At 51.5% G+C, this 21,329-nt stretch carries 20 protein-coding genes; 8 read left to right on the top strand and 12 right to left on the bottom strand.

Annotated elements, in window-relative coordinates; translation table 11 throughout:
* Positions 1–47: 47 nt before the first annotated feature.
* From kdsA to hemA, 6 genes are read right to left on the bottom strand one after another with little or no spacing between them, the layout of a single operon-like run.
* A complete protein-coding gene (gene kdsA / locus A6U95_RS19065; protein ID WP_021181107.1) occupies positions 48–902 on the bottom strand; it encodes a 3-deoxy-8-phosphooctulonate synthase in 855 nt (284 codons plus the stop codon).
* A 38-nt stretch (positions 903–940) separates the two neighbouring features.
* The gene (gene sirB1, locus A6U95_RS19060; protein WP_065685605.1) at positions 941–1,750 is read right to left on the bottom strand and encodes an invasion regulator SirB1; all 810 of its coding nucleotides are present in this window, start codon (positions 1,748–1,750) and stop codon (positions 941–943) included.
* Positions 1,747–2,145: a SirB2 family protein gene (locus tag A6U95_RS19055; protein ID WP_065685604.1), complete on the bottom strand. Its 399-nt coding sequence runs from the start codon at positions 2,143–2,145 to the stop codon at positions 1,747–1,749. The genes sirB1 and A6U95_RS19055 overlap by 4 nt, the downstream gene beginning before the upstream one ends.
* A gap of 18 nt (positions 2,146–2,163) precedes the next feature.
* Positions 2,164–2,997 carry a peptide chain release factor N(5)-glutamine methyltransferase gene (gene prmC / locus A6U95_RS19050; RefSeq protein WP_065685603.1) on the bottom strand — a complete coding sequence of 278 codons (834 nt, stop codon included), beginning with the start codon at positions 2,995–2,997 and terminating at the stop codon, positions 2,164–2,166.
* Positions 2,997–4,082: a peptide chain release factor 1 gene (prfA, locus tag A6U95_RS19045; RefSeq protein WP_024528846.1), complete on the bottom strand. Its 1,086-nt coding sequence runs from the start codon at positions 4,080–4,082 to the stop codon at positions 2,997–2,999. Before prfA ends, prmC begins: the two co-directional genes overlap by 1 nt.
* A 32-nt stretch (positions 4,083–4,114) precedes the next feature.
* Positions 4,115–5,377: a glutamyl-tRNA reductase gene (gene hemA / locus A6U95_RS19040; RefSeq protein ID WP_024528845.1), complete on the bottom strand. Its 1,263-nt coding sequence runs from the start codon at positions 5,375–5,377 to the stop codon at positions 4,115–4,117.
* Positions 5,378–5,869: 492 nt separating this feature from the next.
* Here hemA and A6U95_RS19035 point away from each other — a divergent pair, with 492 nt between their 5' ends.
* The 4 genes from A6U95_RS19035 (at position 5,870) to prs (ending at position 9,863) form a co-directional block, all read left to right on the top strand.
* Positions 5,870–7,015: an autotransporter domain-containing protein gene (locus A6U95_RS19035; protein WP_065685602.1), complete on the top strand. Its 1,146-nt coding sequence runs from the start codon at positions 5,870–5,872 to the stop codon at positions 7,013–7,015.
* 242 nt (positions 7,016–7,257) lie between these two features.
* On the top strand, positions 7,258–7,878 hold the full coding sequence (gene lolB, locus A6U95_RS19030; protein WP_021181100.1) for a lipoprotein insertase outer membrane protein LolB: 621 nt from the start codon (positions 7,258–7,260) through the stop codon (positions 7,876–7,878).
* Positions 7,878–8,744, top strand: coding sequence for a 4-(cytidine 5'-diphospho)-2-C-methyl-D-erythritol kinase (gene ispE / locus A6U95_RS19025; RefSeq protein ID WP_065685601.1), 867 nt, complete (start codon positions 7,878–7,880; stop codon positions 8,742–8,744). Before lolB ends, ispE begins: the two co-directional genes overlap by 1 nt.
* A 171-nt stretch (positions 8,745–8,915) precedes the next feature.
* Positions 8,916–9,863 (top strand): ribose-phosphate diphosphokinase, encoded by a 948-nt coding sequence (gene prs, locus A6U95_RS19020; protein WP_002211240.1) that lies wholly within the window; start codon positions 8,916–8,918, stop codon positions 9,861–9,863.
* 181 nt (positions 9,864–10,044) lie between these two features.
* On the opposite strand, the gene ychH is transcribed toward prs, so the two are convergent.
* On the bottom strand, positions 10,045–10,323 hold the full coding sequence (gene ychH / locus A6U95_RS19015) for a stress-induced protein YchH (RefSeq protein ID WP_065685600.1): 279 nt from the start codon (positions 10,321–10,323) through the stop codon (positions 10,045–10,047).
* A gap of 365 nt (positions 10,324–10,688) precedes the next feature.
* On the opposite strand from ychH, the gene pth reads away from it, so the two are divergent.
* Positions 10,689–11,279: an aminoacyl-tRNA hydrolase gene (gene pth, locus A6U95_RS19010; protein ID WP_065685599.1), complete on the top strand. Its 591-nt coding sequence runs from the start codon at positions 10,689–10,691 to the stop codon at positions 11,277–11,279.
* 25 nt (positions 11,280–11,304) lie between these two features.
* On the opposite strand, the gene A6U95_RS30770 is transcribed toward pth, so the two are convergent.
* A complete protein-coding gene (locus A6U95_RS30770) occupies positions 11,305–11,550 on the bottom strand; it encodes a hypothetical protein (protein ID WP_138106327.1) in 246 nt (81 codons plus the stop codon).
* 920 nt (positions 11,551–12,470) lie between these two features.
* On the opposite strand from A6U95_RS30770, the gene ychF reads away from it, so the two are divergent.
* The 3 genes from ychF (at position 12,471) to A6U95_RS18995 (ending at position 16,636) form a co-directional block, all read left to right on the top strand.
* Positions 12,471–13,562 carry a redox-regulated ATPase YchF gene (ychF, locus tag A6U95_RS19005; RefSeq protein WP_021181096.1) on the top strand — a complete coding sequence of 364 codons (1,092 nt, stop codon included), beginning with the start codon at positions 12,471–12,473 and terminating at the stop codon, positions 13,560–13,562.
* 313 nt (positions 13,563–13,875) lie between these two features.
* Complete coding sequence (locus A6U95_RS19000; protein WP_083196422.1) at positions 13,876–14,328, top strand: Globin; 453 nt, start codon at positions 13,876–13,878, stop codon at positions 14,326–14,328.
* Positions 14,318–16,636 (top strand): PAS domain-containing hybrid sensor histidine kinase/response regulator, encoded by a 2,319-nt coding sequence (locus A6U95_RS18995; protein ID WP_065685598.1) that lies wholly within the window; start codon positions 14,318–14,320, stop codon positions 16,634–16,636. Before A6U95_RS19000 ends, A6U95_RS18995 begins: the two co-directional genes overlap by 11 nt.
* 16 nt (positions 16,637–16,652) lie before the next feature.
* Here A6U95_RS18995 and A6U95_RS18990 read toward each other — a convergent pair whose 3' ends face one another.
* The 4 genes from A6U95_RS18990 to A6U95_RS18975 form a co-directional block, all read right to left on the bottom strand.
* Positions 16,653–17,093, bottom strand: coding sequence for an ATP-binding protein (locus A6U95_RS18990; protein ID WP_065685597.1), 441 nt, complete (start codon positions 17,091–17,093; stop codon positions 16,653–16,655).
* 27 nt (positions 17,094–17,120) lie between these two features.
* On the bottom strand, positions 17,121–17,459 hold the full coding sequence (locus tag A6U95_RS18985) for an STAS domain-containing protein (RefSeq protein WP_065685596.1): 339 nt from the start codon (positions 17,457–17,459) through the stop codon (positions 17,121–17,123).
* A gap of 50 nt (positions 17,460–17,509) precedes the next feature.
* Complete coding sequence (locus A6U95_RS18980) at positions 17,510–18,781, bottom strand: SpoIIE family protein phosphatase (protein WP_241810693.1); 1,272 nt, start codon at positions 18,779–18,781, stop codon at positions 17,510–17,512.
* 97 nt (positions 18,782–18,878) lie between these two features.
* Positions 18,879–21,293 carry a glycogen/starch/alpha-glucan phosphorylase gene (locus A6U95_RS18975; RefSeq protein ID WP_065685838.1) on the bottom strand — a complete coding sequence of 805 codons (2,415 nt, stop codon included), beginning with the start codon at positions 21,291–21,293 and terminating at the stop codon, positions 18,879–18,881.
* Positions 21,294–21,329: the final 36 nt, after the last annotated feature.

Below are 21,329 nucleotides of genomic sequence, written 5' to 3'. Positions count from 1 at the left end.
GCGAGCGCAGCATGCGGCGCCCCCACAGAGCTATTTGTCAGCAGCCGTTAGTTGCTGGTATCCAGCTCAGCGAAGCTTTTCACCAGATCGTCGATGGCTTTCATCTGTACCAGGAACGGTTCCAGCTTATCCAACGGCAACGCCGAAGGACCATCGCATTTGGCATTGCTTGGATCTGGGTGCGCCTCGATAAATAGGCCAGCCAAACCTACAGCCATACCGGCACGAGCCAGCTCTGCAACCTGCGCGCGACGGCCACCAGAAGCCGCACCAAACGGATCGCGAGTTTGCAGGGCGTGGGTCACGTCAAAGATCACCGGATGGCCACCGGTCACATTCTTCATCACGTTGATACCCAACATGTCGACCACCAGGTTGTCATAGCCAAAGTTGCTGCCGCGATCGCACAGAATAACCTGATCGTTGCCACCTTCTTTGAACTTATCGACGATATTGCCCATTTGGCCCGGGCTGACGAACTGCGGTTTCTTGACGTTGATCACCGCGCCGGTTTTCGCCATGGCTTCAACCAGGTCGGTCTGGCGTGCCAGGAAGGCTGGCAGCTGGATCACATCAACCACTTCGGAAACTGGCTGCGCCTGTGCGGCTTCATGCACATCGGTGATAATTTTCACGCCGAAGGTGCTTTTGATTTCCTGGAAAATCTTCATCCCTTCTTCCAGGCCTGGGCCACGGTAAGAATGGATAGATGAACGGTTGGCTTTATCAAAAGAGGCTTTGAAAACGTAAGGGATGCCCAGTTTTTGCGTCACGGTGACGTAGTGTTCGCAGATGCGCATCGCCAAATCGCGAGATTCCAGTACGTTCATACCGCCGAACAGTACAAACGGTAGATCGTTCGCTACCTTGATGTCGCCAATGCTGACTACTTTCTGTTCCATGCTTGCACCTTATTGATTAATAAATCGGAATCAGTGAATTAATGCAGCGTGACCTGCTTGAGCTCGATAGAGTGGATTTGAATTTTTATCACTTCACTCACCGGATCTTCAGGGCACTGCTCGACAAAATAGTTGAGATCGGAAATGGCGATATGGTTGCATTCCAGCTGGGCATAAATCAAACCACGGTCGCGGATCTCGTAGGGATCGTCCGGGTCAAAACTCAGTACCACCTCGCTGGCTCGCAACGCAATTTCCATCTGTTTTTCTTCCATCAGCGCGGCTTTCAGCGTATCGAGCATCTTACGCACCACCAGAATGTTTTCCGATTCGTCCAGATCGTCATCTTCCAGTTCAGCCCCCAGCCCCAGATTACCCTTGAGCCAAACCTGCAACTGATGTTCGTTAAGCGTTTCTCCGTTCAACGGGTTAACCAGCCACATCTCCTCATCCAGCCAGTCAGCACGCATGATCAACTGAGTGGGGAAAATCACCGGCATCAGCGGCAGATCCAACTGGTGGGCAATATGCAGGAAAATGGTGCCCAGAGAGACTGGCGTACCTTGGCGGGCTTCCAACACCTTATCCAGCCAGATGGCGTCAGAGAGCCGATAAACACCGCTGGCACCGCCGAATCCCCAGGTTTTAAAGAATAATTCGATGAGCGCTTCCAACTGCTGATCCTGGTTGAGATCGTCCGGGATGATTGCGCGCGCTTCTTCAGTCAACTGCTGTAACTTGCGCTCTACCTCCGCCACCGGGAAGTCCCGCCGGATAATCTTCGACACCAGGATCACTCCCTCACTCAATGAGGAAGTGTTAAATTCGAAATCGGCAATGCTGCTCATAGGTATCCCATCAAGAACGGTATTTTGGTCGTGGCAAGTTTAACGATCAGATACAGACAGCCCAGTGCCAGAACGAATGCCAAGGTACGGATATTCCAGCTTTGCGTCTTCTTGCCTAATGCGACATAACCCAACAGGATATAGATAATAACGCCAAACAACTTCTCGGTCAGCCACGAGTCCATGCCAAGCAGTGGGTAAAGTTTGAACATCACCACCAAGGCAATACCGGTGGCAAACAGCACCGTATCATTGATATGTGGCGTGATCTTTACCCAGCGCTTGTTGATCATCGGCGATGCACGCCACTTCCAGAAGAAACACAGTACAAACAACGTAATGCTGATGGCTACCGTTAATAAATGCAGATGTTTTAGCGCCATGTAAGCGGCCATAGAGGTTTCCTTGGTTTCTTATAGTGGTTTTTGGCCCAGAGTCACGCGATCGTTGCCGCCATAGTCGCGATGCGTTGCCACCGCGATAAATCCCGCCGCATTCAACAGCGCACGTACATTTTCACCCTGTTGCCAACCGTGCTCAAGCAACAGCCAACCCTGCGGCTCTAAATAATCTGCGGTCTGCTGCACGATCGCCGCCAGATCGGCCAGACCCTGTTCAGCGGCCACCAGCGCACTACAGGGTTCAAAACGGACATCGCCCTGCCCAAGGTGAGGATCGGTTTCATCAATATAGGGAGGATTACTGGCGATCAGCGCAAACTTTTGCCCGGCGACCGGCGTAAACCAGCTCCCTTGCAAAAAGCGCGCATTGTTAATCGCCAGTTTTTGCGCGTTATGTTGCGCCAGCGCCACGGCTTCCGGTTGCAGATCGATGCCGGTGAGCTGGCAGTCTGGCCGTTCGCTGGCTAACGCCAGGGCAATCGCGCCGGTGCCGGTGCCAAGATCCAGAATGGCACACGGCGCTGCGGGCAGACGCTCCAGGGCCAACTCCACCAAACATTCGGTATCCGGGCGTGGGATTAGCGTAACGGGCGAAACCGACAGCGAAAGCGACCAGAACTCACGCTCGCCAACCAGATACGCGACCGGTTCCCCACGTTCACGGCGAGCCAGCAGCACCGTTAACTGCTCAGTCTGCTCTGCCGTCAGCGGAGTTTCGCCAAATGCCAACAGGTAGGTTCTGGCCCGACCGGTCACGAAACCCAACAGGATCTCCGCATCACGTTTGGCGCTGTCACTGTGCGTCAGACGTAAAGTCGCGGTTTTCAGCCAGGTTTGATAATCCATTACTCAGGCTCAGCAGAGAGTGCGGCCAACTGATCGGCCTGGTATTCCTGCACGATCGGCTGGATTAGCATATCCAGCTTGCCTTCCATCACCTCGTCCAGACGATACAGTGTCAGGTTGATGCGGTGGTCGGTCACGCGCCCCTGCGGGAAGTTATAGGTGCGGTTACGATCGGAACGATCGCCGGTGCCCAACAGGTTGCGGCGGGTAGAAGCCTCTGCCAACTGGCGTTTCGCCATCTCTGCCGCGCGGATACGTGCCCCAAGCACCGACATCGCCTTGGCTTTGTTCTTGTGCTGTGAACGTTCGTCCTGGCATTCAACCACAATGCCGGTCGGCAAGTGGGTAATACGGATCGCCGAATCGGTGGTGTTAACGTGCTGACCACCGGCCCCGGAAGAGCGGAAGGTATCGATTTTCAGATCGCCTGCGTTGATTTCTGGCAGTTCCGCCTCTGGCACCGCTGGCATCACCGCCACCGTGCAGGCAGAGGTATGGATACGACCCTGGGATTCGGTTTCCGGCACGCGCTGAACGCGATGACCGCCGGATTCAAACTTCAGTTGACCGTAAACGCCGTCGCCAGACACTTTGGCAATCACCTCTTTGTAACCGCCGTGCTCGCCCACGTTTTCGCTCATGATCTCAACCCGCCAGCGGCGAGTTTCAGCGTAACGGCTATACATACGGAACAGATCGCCAGCAAAGATAGCCGCTTCGTCGCCGCCGGTTCCGGCGCGCACTTCCAGGAAGCAGTCGCGCTCATCGTCCGGATCCTTCGGCAGCAGTAACACCTGCAACTGCTGTTCCAGCTCTTCCGTCGCCGCTTTGGCCTGTTTCAGCTCTTCCTGCGCCATTTCACGCATTTCCGGATCGTCCAGCATCATTTCTGCCGTGGCGAGGTCGTCCTGCACCTGACGCCATTCCAGAAAACAACGGCTGACGTCGGTCAACTGCGCATATTCGCGCGACAGGCCACGGAACCGATCTTGATCGGCAATGACACCGGCATCGCCGAGCAGCGCCTGAACTTCTTCATGGCGCTCTTGTAACGCTTCCAGTTTGGCAACAATAGAAGGCTTCATGCGTGGTTTTAAACCCTGTTAATAAAAGAGAACTAATGCTGATCCAGCCCGAGGCTGTCGCGTAAAATGTGCAACCGCTCCATGTCGCCGTCACCGGCGGCCTGCTGGAGGGATTTGGTAGGGGCATGAATAAGACGATTGGTTAATCTGTGGGCCAGCTCATGGATCACCTGCTCCACGTTAGCGCCTTGAGCAATCGCTGCCAGCGCTTTTGACTCCATTTCCGCACGGATTTGATCGGCCTGCGAACGGTAGTCTCTGATGGTATCTGTCGCGCCCTGTGAGCGCAGCCAGGTCATGAAATTGCTGCTTTCCTGCTGCACAATGGTCTCGGCCTGTACGGCCGCCGCCTGCCGTTGCGCCATATTGCTCTGAATAATGGCCTGCAGGTCGTCCACGGTGTAGAGATAGGCGTTCGCCAGTTTGCCCACTTCCGGCTCGATATCGCGCGGAACGGCAATATCCACCAGCAACATCGGCTGGTTGCGGCGCGCTTTCAGTGCCCGCTCAACCATGCCCTTGCCGATGATGGGCAACGGGCTGGCGGTGGAGCTGATAATGATATCGGCATCGGCCAGGCGTGCGTCAATCTCCGGCAATGAGATCACCTCGGCCCCGACCTCTTGCGCCAATACCTGAGCGCGTTCACGGGTGCGGTTAGCGATGATCATATGCTGCACTTTATGCTCACGCAGATGGCGGGCAACCAGCTCGATTGTTTCCCCAGCACCAACCAACAGCACATTCAGTTCGGCTAGGGATTCGAAGATTTGACGCGCCAACGCACAGGCGGCGAAGGCAACGGATACCGCGCTGGCACCGATTTCGGTTTCAGTGCGTACACGTTTGGCAACGGAGAAGGATTTCTGGAACAGGCGCTCCAGCTCACCGGAAAGTGACTGGCCACGCTGGGATTCGGCAAAGGCTTTCTTTACCTGCCCGAGGATCTGGGGTTCACCCAGTACCAAAGAGTCTAGCCCGCTGGCAACGCGCATCAGGTGGCTGACGGCCTCGTCGCCGTGGTGCCAATACAGGCTCTTGCGCACGTCTTCCGGGCGCAGATGGTGATAATCACATAACCAGGCTACCAGCTGTTCATGCAGATGATCCTGCTGCTCCACGCTGAGGTACAGCTCGGTACGGTTACAGGTAGACAGCACAACGCCGCCCTGCACCAATGGCTGTTGCAGCAAGCTATTCAGCGCCTTGTCGATCGACTCTGGGGAGAAGGTCACCCGTTCTCGCAGAGAAACCGGAGCGGTTTTGTGATTAATACCTAACGCCAGAAGGGTCATTGCTTCGAGTAATACTTCTCTTGGTACGGGTTCTCGTTGTCCGGCATTCTACTTGATGCGCGACATCAATTAAAGTGACAACCGCATCTTCCGGCCAATCGCTGGTATTGGTCGGACAAATCAGTCAACACGACAAAACCAGGTATGTTTCAAACTCATCAGAAACCTCAAGGGAAAAACGCTGAAATGTAATGTCACCCCTTGCAAACTCCCCCTTTCAGCCTGTTTGGCGGCATCCTTCGTATTCCCACGGCTTAACATTACACATGACTGATAATCGCGATGAGTTACGGTTTCCATTGTTTTAATTGCAATTTTTTCGGCATGTTCCCATAATTTGGCCAAATAGTTAGCTGGCGAATTATTTACATAAAAACCGTTACAGAATTTCACTTTCTGTCACCGGAAAGTGAGCAAACCAGAAAGCCCCAGGCGTGGTTGGCCGATGGATGGGTTTTCGTATATAGAGCAGCACGTAAAAAGGGACGTTCCATGAAATTACGTAGATTAAGCCAGGCGGTTACCGCAGGGCTGATAGCGGGTTGTAGCGCATTTGCCGCACACGGTGAAATCACCTTATTAAAGCAGGATCCGCAAGCGGGCGATCCCCTTAGCCGCCTCACTTTTACCGTTGGTGGCAGTATTCGCCCGCAGTTCAACATGATGACTGGCGATGGCGATAAAGGTTCTTATAAACGCAACGGTTTTGACGGCGGTACGCGTTTTCGCTTCGCCACCGATTACTACCTGTTCGATGACATCAGCTGGATCAACTATTACGAGTTAGGCGTCAACATCCCGGCGCTGTTCAGTTGGGATAACCACTACGCCGAGGGGGCCAACAACACCTCACGCCGTATGCTGTATACCGGCCTGAAAAGCAAAACCTGGGGTCAACTGACCTTCGGTAAGCAAAACAGCGTTTACTACGACGTGGTCGGGGCCAAAACCGACATCTGGGATTACGACATGCTGGCCCAGGCACCAGGCAACGGCATTAACGGCGACTATGACGGCTCCTACCGTTCACGCAGCATGCTGAAATATAAAACAACCGTGGGCGACGCCGATATCTATGCCGCTTACCTGTTCAACGATGACGAATACCTGCCTGGTAACGGCCTGCGCTACAAACGTAAAGGCGGCGGTTCACTCGGTGTGGATTATCACCTGAACAAAGATCTGACCTGGGGCACCGCCTGGAACTACACCAGCGCCGAGATGCGTAACCCCAATAGCGACGACAGCAAAGACTACAATCAGAACATTTTAGGTACCGCACTGAGCTGGAAACCGGACAACTGGACACTCAGCTTTGGCGGCGGCTGGTATGAGAACTTCCTGACTACCAAGAAAAAGCAGGTTAATGACTACTTTGCTGGGGATGCCTGGGGGATTGAATATTTCGCTGGTTATAGCTTCCCGATAGGCGAATACGCGGTGAAATCCATCATGCCTTACTTTATGGGCGACCGCCTGCAGTACACCACAGGCCGCGACTATCAGCGTATTGATAATGGCTTGGGCGTCTCCTTCCAGTTCGACTACGGTTTCCGCGCCGACGTTGAGCACGTGCTGACGTCCAGCACCGATAATCTGGGCGATATGACGGTTGTTCGTTTGCGTTACGATTTCTGATCCACCAAAGCGCGCCCTTATACGGCGCGCTCAGACGGCAGACTCGTTCTGAAGGCTGTGCCCACAGATTTCCGACCCCAAAAGCTCCGCCATCGTTTACAATCCTCCCCACGCCAGACGCCACCCTTGCTGCAAGGCTTTTGCGCCATTGTATTATTGACGTTACGCCACTCGCCCGTTAGCGTGGTGGCAGAAATGCTAACCCGCACTGCCCCGCAAGGACAAAAGGACAACAAAACGTTATGCCTATCCGCAAAGTTAGTTTGCTTCGCCTGATCCCATTAGCCAGCCTGGTGCTGACGGCCTGTACCCTCACCAAACCTGGCCCTGCTACCAGCCCGACGTCTCCGCAGTGGCTCGCTCATGAGCAAGCGGTGCAACAGCTTGAGCAGTATCAGACCCGGGGCGCTTTTGCTTATCTGACCGATCAGAAGAAAGTCTACGCTCGCTTCTTCTGGCAACAATACACACCCGACCGCTACCGCCTGCTGCTGACCAACCCGCTTGGCAGCACCGAGCTGGAGCTGAACGTGCAAAAAAGCGTGGTGCAGCTCACGGATAACCAGGGCAAACGCTATGTCAGCGACAACCCGGAAGAGATGATCCGCAAGCTGACCGGCATGCAGATCCCGCTGGATAACCTGCGCCAGTGGATGCTCGGCCTGCCTGGGCAAGCCACCGACTTCAGCCTAGACTCCCAGTACCGCCTGAACAAGCTGACCTACAAGCAGGGCGATCTGACCTGGGTCGTCACCTATCAGGACTACAACACCGATCTAAAAATCCCGTTACCGAGCCGCCTTGAACTGCAACAGGGCGATCAACGCATCAAGCTGAAAATGGATAACTGGACGCTCAAGTGATGATCCACCAATGGCCCTCCCCGGCAAAGCTGAACCTGTTTCTCTATATCACCGGCCGTCGTGCAGACGGCTACCATCAGTTGCAAACGCTGTTCCAGTTCCTGGATTACGGCGATACGCTCACCATCGTTCCCCGCCAGGATGACCAGATCCAGCTGCTAACGCCCGTAGAAGGGGTGCCAGATGAGCAGAACCTGATTGTCCGGGCCGCTCGTCTGTTACAGCAACATTGCACTACCCATTCCATTGCCACCCTTCCCCGTGGGGCAGACATCAGCATCGACAAGCGTTTGCCGATGGGTGGCGGCCTTGGCGGAGGATCTTCCAACGCGGCAACGGTACTGGTCGCACTGAATGAACTTTGGCAATGTGGCCTGAGCGACGACCAGTTGGCAGATATGGGGCTAACCCTCGGTGCCGATGTCCCGGTATTTGTGCGCGGTCATGCGGCATTTGCCGAAGGGATCGGGGAGCAGCTACAGCCGGCAAATCCGGCAGAAAAGTGGTATTTGGTCGCTCATCCTGGTGTCAGCATCCCCACACCGGTGATTTTTGCCGATGCCGAATTAAAAAGAGACACCCCGGTTCGCCCGCTGAACGCCCTATTACAGGCACCTTACGCAAATGATTGCGAACCGATCGCAAGAAAACGTTTTCGCGAGGTTGAACAGCTTCTTTCATGGCTGTTACAATACGCGCCGTCACGCCTGACTGGCACAGGTGCTTGTGTGTTTGCAGAATTCGACTCCGAGCCCGCCGCTCTTCAGGTGTTAAATCAAGCCCCGGCCTGGTTGCGTGGATTTGTAGCGCGTGGCGTTAACGTCTCACCACTACATCGCATCCGTTCTGGGCAGTTTGAGCCGTAGCTCAACGTGTCGTTGCGCAGGGTCGTCTACCTGGCCCTGTCATCTCTGCGCTGCTCTGCAGTTCAAGTTAGTTTTACACACCCGTATGTATATTGCGTCGGCGTCGCCAACTGCCCCTTGGCGAAGACCGTATGACAATATCTTCTCTGGACGCATGCTGAGGTTCTTCTCGTGCCTGATATGAAGCTTTTTGCTGGTAACGCCACCCCGGAACTAGCACAACGTATTGCCAACCGTTTGTACACCAGCCTTGGTGACGCCGCTGTAGGTCGTTTTAGCGACGGCGAAGTGAGCGTGCAAATCAACGAAAATGTACGCGGCGGTGATATTTTCATCATCCAGTCCACCTGTGCACCCACCAACGACAACCTGATGGAACTGGTTGTTATGGTTGATGCCCTGCGTCGCGCCTCCGCAGGTCGTATTACTGCTGTAATTCCTTACTTCGGCTATGCCCGCCAGGATCGCCGCGTGCGTTCTGCGCGTGTGCCAATCACTGCCAAAGTTGTTGCCGACTTCCTCTCCAGCGTAGGGGTTGACCGCGTATTGACAGTCGATCTGCATGCCGAGCAGATCCAAGGTTTCTTCGATGTCCCGGTAGATAACGTATTCGGTAGCCCGATCCTGTTGGAAGACATGTTGCAACAGAACCTGGAAAACCCGATCGTGGTTTCCCCAGATATCGGTGGTGTCGTGCGCGCCCGCGCGATCGCCAAACTGCTTAACGATACCGACATGGCCATCATTGATAAACGTCGCCCTCGCGCAAACGTTTCTCAGGTGATGCATATTATCGGGGACGTGGCAGGCCGTGACTGCGTACTGGTCGATGACATGATCGATACCGGTGGTACCTTGTGTAAAGCAGCCGAAGCGTTGAAAGAACGCGGTGCCAAGCGCGTATTTGCCTACGCCACGCATCCGATCTTCTCCGGTAACGCCGTGGATAACATCAGGAACTCGGTGATTGATGAAGTGATCGTCTGTGACACTATTCCGCTGTCAGCAGAAATCAAGGCGTTGAAAAACGTGCGCACTCTGACCTTGTCCGGTATGTTGGCTGAAGCTATCCGCCGTATCAGCAATGAAGAGTCAATTTCCGCGATGTTCGAACATTAATCCCTTCTCTGGCGCAGTTTACCTCCACTGCGCCAGGTTGTTCGGGTGAACATCTCAGAAAACAAAAAACCCGTTGAAGCGTGAGCAACAACGGGTTTTTTACGGGATGTGGGACATAACCTTAAACCTTATACGGCCAGGCTCCCTTGCCTTTGTTCACCAGATCCTTGGTTGTGGTTAATCAATGTGACGGGCGGCGCGGGTTGTTTTGGCAGCGTTTATCAAAGTGTTTTACCCACCAATAACGATCTGCTACCCGCTCGCGTCCACCAATACGTGCACCGGCCAGCCACAACAAGGCGCCGATAAAGATACTCATGATGGCGCCGTGGGCAAAGAACTGCGGCAAATTGAACTGTGATACTTCAGCCAGGATGGAGTATCCCACCCCGCCAACCATTACCACCATACCCATTCCCATTAAAACGTTGCCAATGACCTCAGCGTTTTTACGTTTCATATGCCACCTCCAGAGTGCCATGTGCCAATAGCGAGAAAATCCTAACTCGTTATCCCGCTTTGATTAGTTAAGTATAGTCATTATTTCAGCATGGGTATTGCGTGACCGATCACAAATGGCAACTAAAGGCTGACAATTCTTTACTTTATGTTAAAAGTTAGCGAGATAACTGAATTATTTTACTAATGTATTATTCACTTTTCAGCTATTCACAGGTGGTTCGCCAGATTTTTGTCATTCTGCACGCAGGCAGGTACACTAATGGCCTATAAATTTCGAGCTGTGCCGCTGTGAAACCTCAGGCGATCGCAACCTGGAAGGCAACGGGCACGCCCTTTCCATTTTTCTAGCATAGTGAATCTCTTGTGAGCAGTATCAAACTGATTGTTGGCTTGGCCAACCCGGGCGCAGAGTATGCCCAGACACGGCACAATGCCGGCGCATGGTATGTTGACCTACTGGCGCAACGCCACAACCAACCGTTGAAAGAAGAGAGTAAGTTTTTCGGTTACACCGCACGCCTGAATTTGGCCGGTAACGACGTTCGGCTGCTGGTTCCTACCACCTTTATGAATCTGAGTGGTAAAGCCGTTGGCGCCTTGGCTACCTTCTACCGCATTCTGCCGGAAGAGATCCTGGTAGCCCACGACGAGTTGGATCTGCCACCGGGGGTGGCGAAACTCAAATTAGGTGGCAGCAACGGTGGCCACAATGGCCTGAAGGATATCCAGAGCAAGCTGGGCAATAACCCGAACTTTTATCGCTTGCGTATTGGCATCGGCCACCCAGGGGATAAAAACAAGGTGGTAGGCTTTGTGCTAGGTAAACCGCCAGCAGCAGAGCAAACGCTGATTGATGATGCCATCGATGAGTCGCTACGTTGCACAGAGATCTTGCTGAAGGAAGGCATGACTAAAGCCATGAATCGTTTGCATGCGTTTAAAGCGACTAGCTAAGCCGTTAGGCCAAGTGATGTGATTTTCACTTGCTTGGCCTGCTACTTATCGGGCAATAGCGGCACAGCTTACGAGTACAGCATGGCTGCACGCTATTTTGCATAGCAGTATCAACGGCATCCGTCGTGGTTTTCTTTTTCAAATCCGCACTTCCAGCAAAAAAAGGCCGCTCAATCAGGCTCTTCCTCCGCTCGTTCCGGAAATGAATAATAAAAGAAATAACCGAAAGTAATAATAAAATCGGTGCAGAAAGCACATCAATCCCATTCATGGAATAAATTCCTCCTTGAATTCAAATGGTACAACTAATAAGACGCGGATAATATCTTAAAAAAATACGCCCAACAATACTTGTAGTTAAATTTATCGGTACCATCCGAAAGTTACCTCAATATAATTAAGAATTTGCTTATATTTAACTAGAAACATCCTATGAGATTTACAGGATATTTCCATTAAACAACCACAGGTAATTCTTATAAAACCCAAAGCAACTTCAATCACACATTAAATAAATTAACTATTTAGGTTCAATACAAAGAAAAATCCCATTAAATAATAAATTTCAATAAAAACAACGGAATAGATTAATACCTCATTGAAACGCATGACTGAAAAACGAAAGCGTGATTAAATAATCATCATATTTAAAACAAAAGTTAGCTTAAAATTAATGATTTTTTCTAGCCTACCTAGATAGCCCACCATAAGATAAGTAACATCTTACTGTTTAACGTTCTGTCACTCTTTGTCTGCTGTAATCCACCAGCTTTTATTATGATATGTTGCCATATTGTTTCATTGGATAATGAGAAGGAAAGTCCAAGAATAGCCCTATACAAAAAGTGCCTTTATAGTCAAACATGCATTTAAAATAAAACATTAACCCACTTATATTACTAAATATCTGATAAAAAATAGCCGGAATAATCTTCGATATTAAGGTTCTATGTCCTATTGCCCGATGTGTTCAACCTGGATCTGCACCTTGCCTGCAGGACACCTCTACCGACGTTGAATTGAGCCGCCCCGGGTGTTAGCAACCGTAAGGAACCTTTCGGGTGATAGCGCCAGCAACGGGCAGATCGAGATAACTGCCCATTACGTGTATAATGGCGGGATAATTTCGTCCTTTATGCAGCAGGCTAATGTTAACCTGTTGATAGTCAAGATATTTAAGGTGATATAAACATGGGATTCAAATGCGGTATCGTCGGTCTGCCTAACGTTGGCAAATCCACCCTGTTCAATGCGTTGACCAAAGCGGGTATTGAAGCGGCCAACTTCCCGTTCTGCACCATTGAACCCAATACCGGCGTGGTACCGATGCCCGATGCACGTCTGGATCAACTGGCCGAGATCGTCAAACCACAACGCATTCTGCCCACCACCATGGAATTCGTTGATATCGCAGGCCTGGTAAAAGGGGCTTCCAAAGGCGAAGGCCTGGGTAACCAGTTCCTGACCAACATCCGTGAAACCGAAGCCATCGGCCACGTGGTACGTTGCTTTGAGAACGACAACATCATCCACGTGAATAACAAAGTGGATCCGGCAGACGATATCGACGTCATCAACACCGAGTTGGCGCTGTCCGATCTTGATACCTGCGAACGCGCCATTCACCGTGTGCAGAAGAAAGCCAAAGGCGGCGATAAAGACGCAAAAGCCGAATTGGCCGCACTGGAAAAATGCCTGCCACAGTTGGAAAACGCCGGTATGTTGCGTGCGCTGGATCTGACTGCTGAAGATAAAGCCGCGATCCGCTACCTGAGCTTCCTGACCCTGAAGCCGACCATGTACATTGCCAACGTCAACGAAGACGGTTTTGAGAACAACCCGTATCTGGATGTTGTACGCAAGATTGCTGCCGAAGAAGGTTCCGTGGTGGTTGCGGTTTGCGCCGCTGTTGAATCCGACATCGCAGAGCTGGAAGATGAAGACCGCGCTGAATTTATGGCAGAGTTGGGTCTGGAAGAACCCGGTCTGAACCGCGTGATCCGCGCAGGTTACGAATTGCTCAATCTGCAAACCTACTTCACCGCTGGCGTGAAGGAAGTGCGTGCCTGGACCATCCCGGTTGGTGCTACTGCCCCGCAAGCGGCCGGTAAAATCCACACCGACTTTGAAAAAGGCTTTATCCGCGCCCAGACCATCGCCTTTGAAGACTTTATCACCTACAAGGGTGAGCAAGGTGCCAAAGAAGCCGGCAAGATGCGTTCAGAAGGGAAAGACTACGTCGTTAAAGATGGCGATGTGATGAACTTCTTGTTCAACGTCTAAATGCTTTACGTTGTCTCATAGCATCTCGGTAGGATTTATGAAGACAAGGTAAAACAGTTAAAATCCACGCGCCCGCGTGGATTTTTGTTTTGTGAGCTCCATTCTCTCTGCCGCTCGATCTCCTCCCCCGCTTCGGGTAAAAAAGCCCGGCGCCATAACCCCCCTATCCTTGCGCTTCGACGGGCGTTAACTAGACTACTTTAAGGAAAACGACTTGCTCTCTTAGGGCGAAGTCACCACCTTCCCTGGCCCTTCTCATCGGGAGAAGAGGTGCCACACCAGACATTGGGTAAGAATCAAAAGAGAGCATGCCGTGAGTACCAACTATGAAGTGTTGTTCAATAGCAGTTACGATCGGATCACCGCCAAAGATCAGGGCGACCTGTTTTTCTCTCATTTCTACCGATTGTTCATTGAAAGTACGCAAGAGCTGAACATTCAGCCCACGCCCGAACATCAGCAAGCGCACAAAAAAATCATCTACAAATCCTTTTTTTATATGCTTTCGGTTGCCACCACCCACATCGTGGCCGACTATCTGGAACATGTGGCGCGGGAACAGAGTTCACAAGGTTTGAATCTTCCCGCCTCTGTTTTTGCCTACTGGCGGCGGGCTGTCTTGCAAACGGTGCGGGATCTCGACCCGGAATGTGATGAAGAAGTGCTTACCGCCTGGGCAATTTTTATGGCGCCGGGCTTGGAGTTCATGAGGCGACAGGCTGAGTTGCACCATGACGCCGATCAAGGCAGTAAAAATGAACGCTAACAGCAACTCTGTGCCGAATAGTAATTTTATTCTGGCGGCAGAAAATTCGCGCATCGGGATCTGGGATTGGGAGTGCACCCAGGATCTGTGGCAGGTTAACGATGCCTTGTTATTACTGTTAGGGGTTAGCCGTGAAAGCGATGCGTTTTCCTCATCGCTTTGGCAGCAGGTCATTCATCCCAATGACTTACCGCTGATTTTGCGCTGTCTCCATCAGGCCAATAAAGCGGCATTGCCTGTTTTTGACTGTGAAGTGCGCGTCAGGCACAGCAATGGCGACGAGCGCTGGGTACTGATCCAAGGGCAAATCATCAGCGTCAGTATCAAAGGGGAAGTACAGCGAGTCATTGGGACTTTGCAGGACATCACCGAGCGTAAGGACGCGGAAGCCTCGTCCCAGCAGGCCGTTGCATTAGCCCACGCCGCCAACCAAGCCAAGAGTGAATTCCTGGCCAATATGAGCCATGAAATCCGCACGCCAATGAATGGGATCCTGGGCATGTCTCAACTGTGCCTGGAAACCAATCTTAATAAAGAACAACGTGATTACATCAACATGGTGTATTCATCGGCTCGCGCCTTGTTAAAGATCATTGATGATATTCTCGACTTTTCGAAAATAGAGGCGGGCAAAATCAGCCTGGAGTTTGAGGACTTTTCCCTGCGCCAGCTCATCCATGAAATTACCCGCCCCTTGATGCCTAAGTTTTCCGAAAAGAGGATTGAGTTACTGGTAGACATTCATCCTGACGTACCAACCATGCTACACAGCGATGCTCTGCGTTTACGACAGATCGTAACCAATCTGATTGGCAATGCCCTCAAATTTACCCATACCGGTGAAGTGCTACTGCAGATCGCCCCCTCACACTCTCCCCCGAATATGCTGACATTCAGCATTATCGACACCGGGATCGGTATTGCCGAAGATAAACAGACGGTTATCTTCGAATCATTCAGCCAGGCAGACAGTTCAACCACCCGCAAATACGGAGGTACCGGATTAGGGTTAACAATTTCGGCCCGTCTGGTGGCCATGATGGGCGGCAAGTTACAGGTTTCCAGCCAGCCTGGTCACGGTAGCCGCTTCTATTTTTCTTTGCCTGTTACCCCTTCATCAGGCCGTACGGCAATAACGTTGCCAGCCAGGCTAAAAGGGATGAACGTATTGGTAGTGGATGATAACGAAACCAACCTAAGGTTACTGTTTGACATGCTGCGCAATGTCGGGCTCAAGCCACAAACGGTCAACTCTGGCCAGGCAGCACTGGAGTTGATGGCTACGGGCCAGCGTTTTCCGCTGATCCTGCTGGATTCGCAAATGCCAGAGATGGATGGCATGGCACTGGCCCTAGAGATCATGTCAACGCCGGAGCTGCGTCAAAGTAAATTGATCATGCTCAGTTCAATGGGTAACCGGATAGACACCGGCGTATTGCGCAAGGTAGGCGTTTCGGGCTTTTTAACCAAGCCCATTGATGCCAACGAGTTACTAGAAACCATCACTGCCACCTTTATTCCGCAAGAAATGGTCGCTCCGGAGTCCACGGTTGAAACACCGCCACCGGTTACAGGTAATGGGATACGCATTCTGGTGGCGGAAGATAATCTGATCAATCAACAGTTGGCGATCAACTTTATCCGTAAGTTGGGTCATACCTGCGATGTGGTGGGCAATGGCAAACTGGCGTTGCAAAAGTTGCAGCAAGACGACTACGACCTGGTGTTGATGGACCTGCAAATGCCGGAAATGGATGGAATCGAAGCGGTAAAACTCCTTCGTGCGGGTGAGCAACAATCAGGCCTGCATTTGCCCATTATTGCCATGACCGCGCATGCGATGAAAGGCGATCGTGAAAGATGCCTGGCTCAGGGATTCGACGGCTATATCAGCAAACCCATTCTGTTGGATAATCTTGCCAGCGAAATCCTGCGGGCACTTAATGCGGCTCAGGTATGCCCAGAGGAAGAGATCTTCGACTACGTTCAGTCCCTGGCACAGCTAGGTGATGACAAGGCCTTATTTAACGAGTTGGTGACGATCTTTTTAGAGGAACTTCCCTCTTTGACAAATGCGCTGCATACCGCCATAGAGGCACAAGATGTTGAAGCCATCCGGCGAAGCGCCCATCGGCTAAAAGGAGAGTGCCTCCACTTTGTTTGCCAGCCCCTGGAAAGCAGGCTTGGGAATATCGAACAGGCTGCGGCATTAGCTGATTTGGCCGAGATCACTGCTCAATATCGCGGTGTGGATGAATTATGCCAGCATCTGCAGGCTTCCCTCGCTGCTGCAAGGGAGGTCTCATGACTGCTGCCAAGCTGCCCTACAACAGGCTCTTACTCAGCGTCAACCGATTGCGACCATTGACCGATTCATACTGCACTTTGTCCATCACGGACTGAATCAATATCAGCCCCATCCCACCTTCCGGCCAACTGGTTTGATCTAGAGGGTCTGGAGCAAGATCTGGCGGCTGCGCCCATTGATGCAAAATGTTATCCGGGATGGGTGAACCCGGATCCGACAGCGTCAGAGTCAGATGATGGCCCTCATTCGCCAAGTCAATCATGATATTCTGCGTATCGTCATAATTCACCGCATGCCTGACAATATTGGTAAATGCCTCACTCAAGGCCAAATCGAGCTGATAAACCAGGGCGGGATCCAGCGAAAACGGTTCAACAAAGCCATACAGCTCGTTGCTCAGCTGCGCGAGGCTGTTCAATGATGCCGGTAAACACAGCGTGGCGTTGGCACTTGTCATATGACATTCCCTCGGCGCAAACCAGACTCAGCGCAGCATGAGCTTCAATGCCGCAGCACGATCGCTGCCGATAATGAAAATTCGATCCATACGCGTCAGCTTGAACATATTCTGAATGTTGCTGTTCAAGGCGCAGAGTGCCAGATCCCCGCGGCCACTTAATGTCTTGAGGATGGATACCAGCGCCCCCAGGCAACTGCTGTCGATAAACTCGACATGGCTGAAATCCAGTAGGATGTTGTTTTTACCCTGTTGAATAAAAGACAATATTTCCTGTTTGAATACCACCGCGACTGACGCATCAAGGCGACGGACCAGGGGAGCAATAATTTCTACGCCACTCTCAGACTGGATCTCAAAGTTCATAACGACTCCTTTTTCACAATGTCTTAGTTATTCTGGTCTAGCGAAAGTTACTACGCGATACGATCTATTGCCATCAGCGAAATATCATCCGCAAAGGGCTGAGACGGCCTTACTGATGTTTTTTGCACCGGCTCATCTTCATCACAGCGCCAGACATTCAACGCATTCTCCACCCTGGCAAACACTTGATCCTTCGCCAAATGTCGGCTTTCACTCAGTAATGTCTGTAAACGCCGATCGCCGTAGAGTTCCTGACGCTGACCTTCACATTCAACGATCCCGTCGCTGTAAAGATAGAGCCGATCCCCGATCTCCAGCATGAAATCGCTATCTTCGTATTCTGCTTCCTCAAACAACCCCACAGGCATCCCCCCATCACCAACGCAAGATAACTCGCCGTCTGCGCGGATGATAAACGGCGTCGGATGCCCGGCCTGGCAAAGAGTACCCTTGCCATTACTGATATCGATGACGCCATAAATCAACGTGTAGTAACTGCTGACCTGCTCATTATCCAGGCAAAAGCGCTGATTCAGTTCCCCGACTACACGGTGGGGTGACACAGGAACCCTCTCCCCTTCTGCCGAGTGCTCCAATAACAAATGACTGCTGATCCGGCCCGCCATAAACTCACGTGAAACTGCCAGTGACAGCATGGCGGCACTTACGCCATGTCCGGCAACGTCTACGCTAAAAAAAGCGATATGGCGCTCCCCCAACGGGAAGTAGTTTAATAAATCCCCCGACACATAAGCCGAGGGTAAAAACATCCAGTCAGATTCGAACCCTGCCAACAACAGGTTGTGGGCGGGTAAGAAACTGCGCTGCAGCTTGGCAGCGACCTGCAGGTCGGACTCTATTTGCTGATAAGCATAAGAGAGCTTTTCATTACGTGCAGCCAGCGTGCTTTCAAGCGACAACACGCGCTCCGCCGCATGCAACCTGGCACGCAGTTGGCTTTGATTCACCGGTTTCGATAAAAAATCATCGGCACCCGATTCCATTCCCGTCAGCAGATCCTCAAGAGACTGCCGGGCCGTCACTAGAATGGTATAAATGTAGTGGCCGAAGTCGCCACTGCGAATAGCCTGGCACAGGGCGACTCCGTCCATGACGGGCATTTCCCAGTCGCTGATGACGATATGAATCGACCGTTGGGCCAACTTTTGCAACGCCTGCTGGCCATCTTCAGCCTCACAGACGCTAAATCCCCATTTCGTCAAGGCTGCCGCCATCAGATGCCGATAACTTTTGGAATCGTCTACAATCAACACGCCCACCTGCGGTGCCATAGCAGGGTGACTATGGTTAAGGGGTTCCATACGTCATGATCCTCTACCTTTACAGGCCATGTCCCACTTAGGTTGAAGTGCCCCTGACGGAAACCCGCCAGGGAGGTCGGATTCACCATGCTTCACGTTAACAAGGGATCCCCCAGATTTCGTTAGCATACCCCTTGATAGTTCGGTCGCTTGAGAACTCCCCCATACCGGCAATGTTCAACAGCGCCCGTTGGTGCCATAACTGGGGTTGGGAGAAATCATGCAGTGCCTGTTGCTGGGCAAGACGATAACTGTCAAAGTCCAGCAAATGGCAATAGTGATCGCTTTCCTTCAGCAAGTGATAGATCGGTTGAAAAAGTGATTTATCCAGGCTGAAGCGGCCTGACACCAAAGCGTCTACCGCCTCTTTGATTGTCGGATTATTGGGGTAGATCTGGTTATGGGAACCTGCCTGCCGACAGCTGTTGATTTCAGCTGCGTCGGCACCAAACAGATAAAAATTATCGGCTCCCACCGCGTCACGAATTTCAATATTGGCACCGTCCATCGTGCCGATGGTCAAGGCCCCGTTCATGGCAAACTTCATATTACTGGTGCCCGAAGCTTCGGTGCCCGCCGTTGAGATCTGTTCTGAAAGATCGGTGGCGGGAATGATATGTTCGGCCAGTGAGACCTTATAATCCTCCAGGAACAGCACATTAAGCTGCCCTTTGGCACGCGGATCGTTATTAACCGTCCTTGCCACTTCATTAATCAACTGAATAATCAGTTTGGCCATGGCGTAGCCTGGCGCGGCTTTGCCAGAGAACAGGTGAACCTTTGGCTGTATCAGAACATTGCCAGACTCAACAATTCCCAAATAAAGGTGTATAACGTGCAGAATATTCAGCAATTGCCTTTTATATTCATGGATACGCTTCACCTGGCTGTCAAACAGGGATAGCGGATCGACTTTTATCCCCTGCTGAGCAGTGATAAGCCGGCAAAGCGCCTCTTTGTTATACCGCTTAATGCCCTGAATCTCTTCCAAAGCTCCGCTGTCCTTGGCTAATTTTTTCAATTGCTGCAATTTATCAAGATCGGTAACCCAACCTGGAGTTAACTGACGGGACAAGAATTCGGCCAATTTCGGGTTGGCTTGCTGGATCCAGCGCCTTGGCGTGACGCCGTTGGTTTGGTTAGTGAATTTTTCCGGAGTGATAAAATAAAAGTGGGGAACCAATTGCTGTTTAATCAGTTCGGAGTGCAATTTAGCCACCCCATTCACCTTATGGCTACCCACAATGGCCAAGTTGGCCATGCGGATCTTTTTCTCAGGCCCCTCTTCAAACAACGAGAGTGAAGCCAGTAACTCCGGTTTGTCTGGCCATTTATGAGCTATCTCAGTAAGGAACCGATGGTTAATTTCGTAGATAATCTGCAGGTGCCGAGGTAACAATTTCTCAAATAATGCCACAGGCCAGGTTTCTAACGCTTCTGGCATCAACGTATGGTTGGTAAACGCACAGGTTTTTTGCGTGATGCCCCAGGCAATTTCCCAATCCAGACGGTATTCATCCACCAGCGTACGCATCATCTCGACGATGGTCAGAGCCGGATGGGTATCATTTAACTGGATGGCAACCGCATCGGGCAATGCGGTGATGTCTTCCGAGCGCTGAGCATAGTCGTGCAAAATATCGCGTAAGGTACAGGCAACCAGAAAGTACTCTTGCGTCAGACGCAATTCCTTACCTGACTGGATTTCATCGGCCGGGTAAAGTATTTTCGATATATTCTCTGACGCTATTTTCTGGCTAACTGCACGCAGATAGTCACCGCGGTTAAATATATGAACGTCAAATGAATCTGAAGCGCTCGCGCTGTATAAGCGCAGTTTATTTACCGTATTGCCGCCGTAGCCGGTGACGAAGTAGTCGTGCGGCACGCCAACAATGACCTTCCAGTCCATCCACATAGGATTGTAGTTACCATCAATATCTTCACTCTCTTCGATGTGACCACCGATAGGGATCAGCATCAGCTGTGAAGGGTGATCGATCAACCAGGGAGAGTGGGTGCTGTGCCAGTCATCAGGCTGTTCAACCTGCTTGCCATTCTGTATGGATTGTTTAAACAAACCATACTCATATTTGATACCGTGACCTGAAGCGGCAATATCCAACGTGGCCATCGAATCGATAAAACAGGCGGCTAGTCGACCTAGTCCTCCATTACCCAGTGCGGCATCGGGTTCCTGGCTGGTAATATCTTCAAAATCAAAGCCTAATTCATTCACTGCCTGTTTAGCACAGGGCAACAATCCCAGATTCATCAAGTTATTACGCAGCGACTGACCAAGTAAAAATTCCATCGACAAATAGTAAAGTCGCTTAGGCTTTGCCTGTTGCTGACAACGTTTGGTATTGAAGAAACTATCCAGCTGATAATCCCGCAGGGCCAGAGCCAACGCATTAAAGATGTCCACAGGGGTAGCATCCTTGAGCTCCAAACATAAATCGTATCTCAGCTTATTGATTAAGCTGTTTTTTATCTCTTCAACTCCAGGCATTTCAACACGCTTTTGTATGGTCTTCATGTTAATCCC

Source organism: Serratia sp. 14-2641 (assembly GCF_001692375.1).
Taxonomy (GTDB): domain Bacteria; phylum Pseudomonadota; class Gammaproteobacteria; order Enterobacterales; family Enterobacteriaceae; genus Chania; species Chania fonticola_C.
The sequence above is the reverse complement of the archived record's forward strand: the minus strand, read 5'-3'. Positions and strand labels throughout refer to the sequence as shown.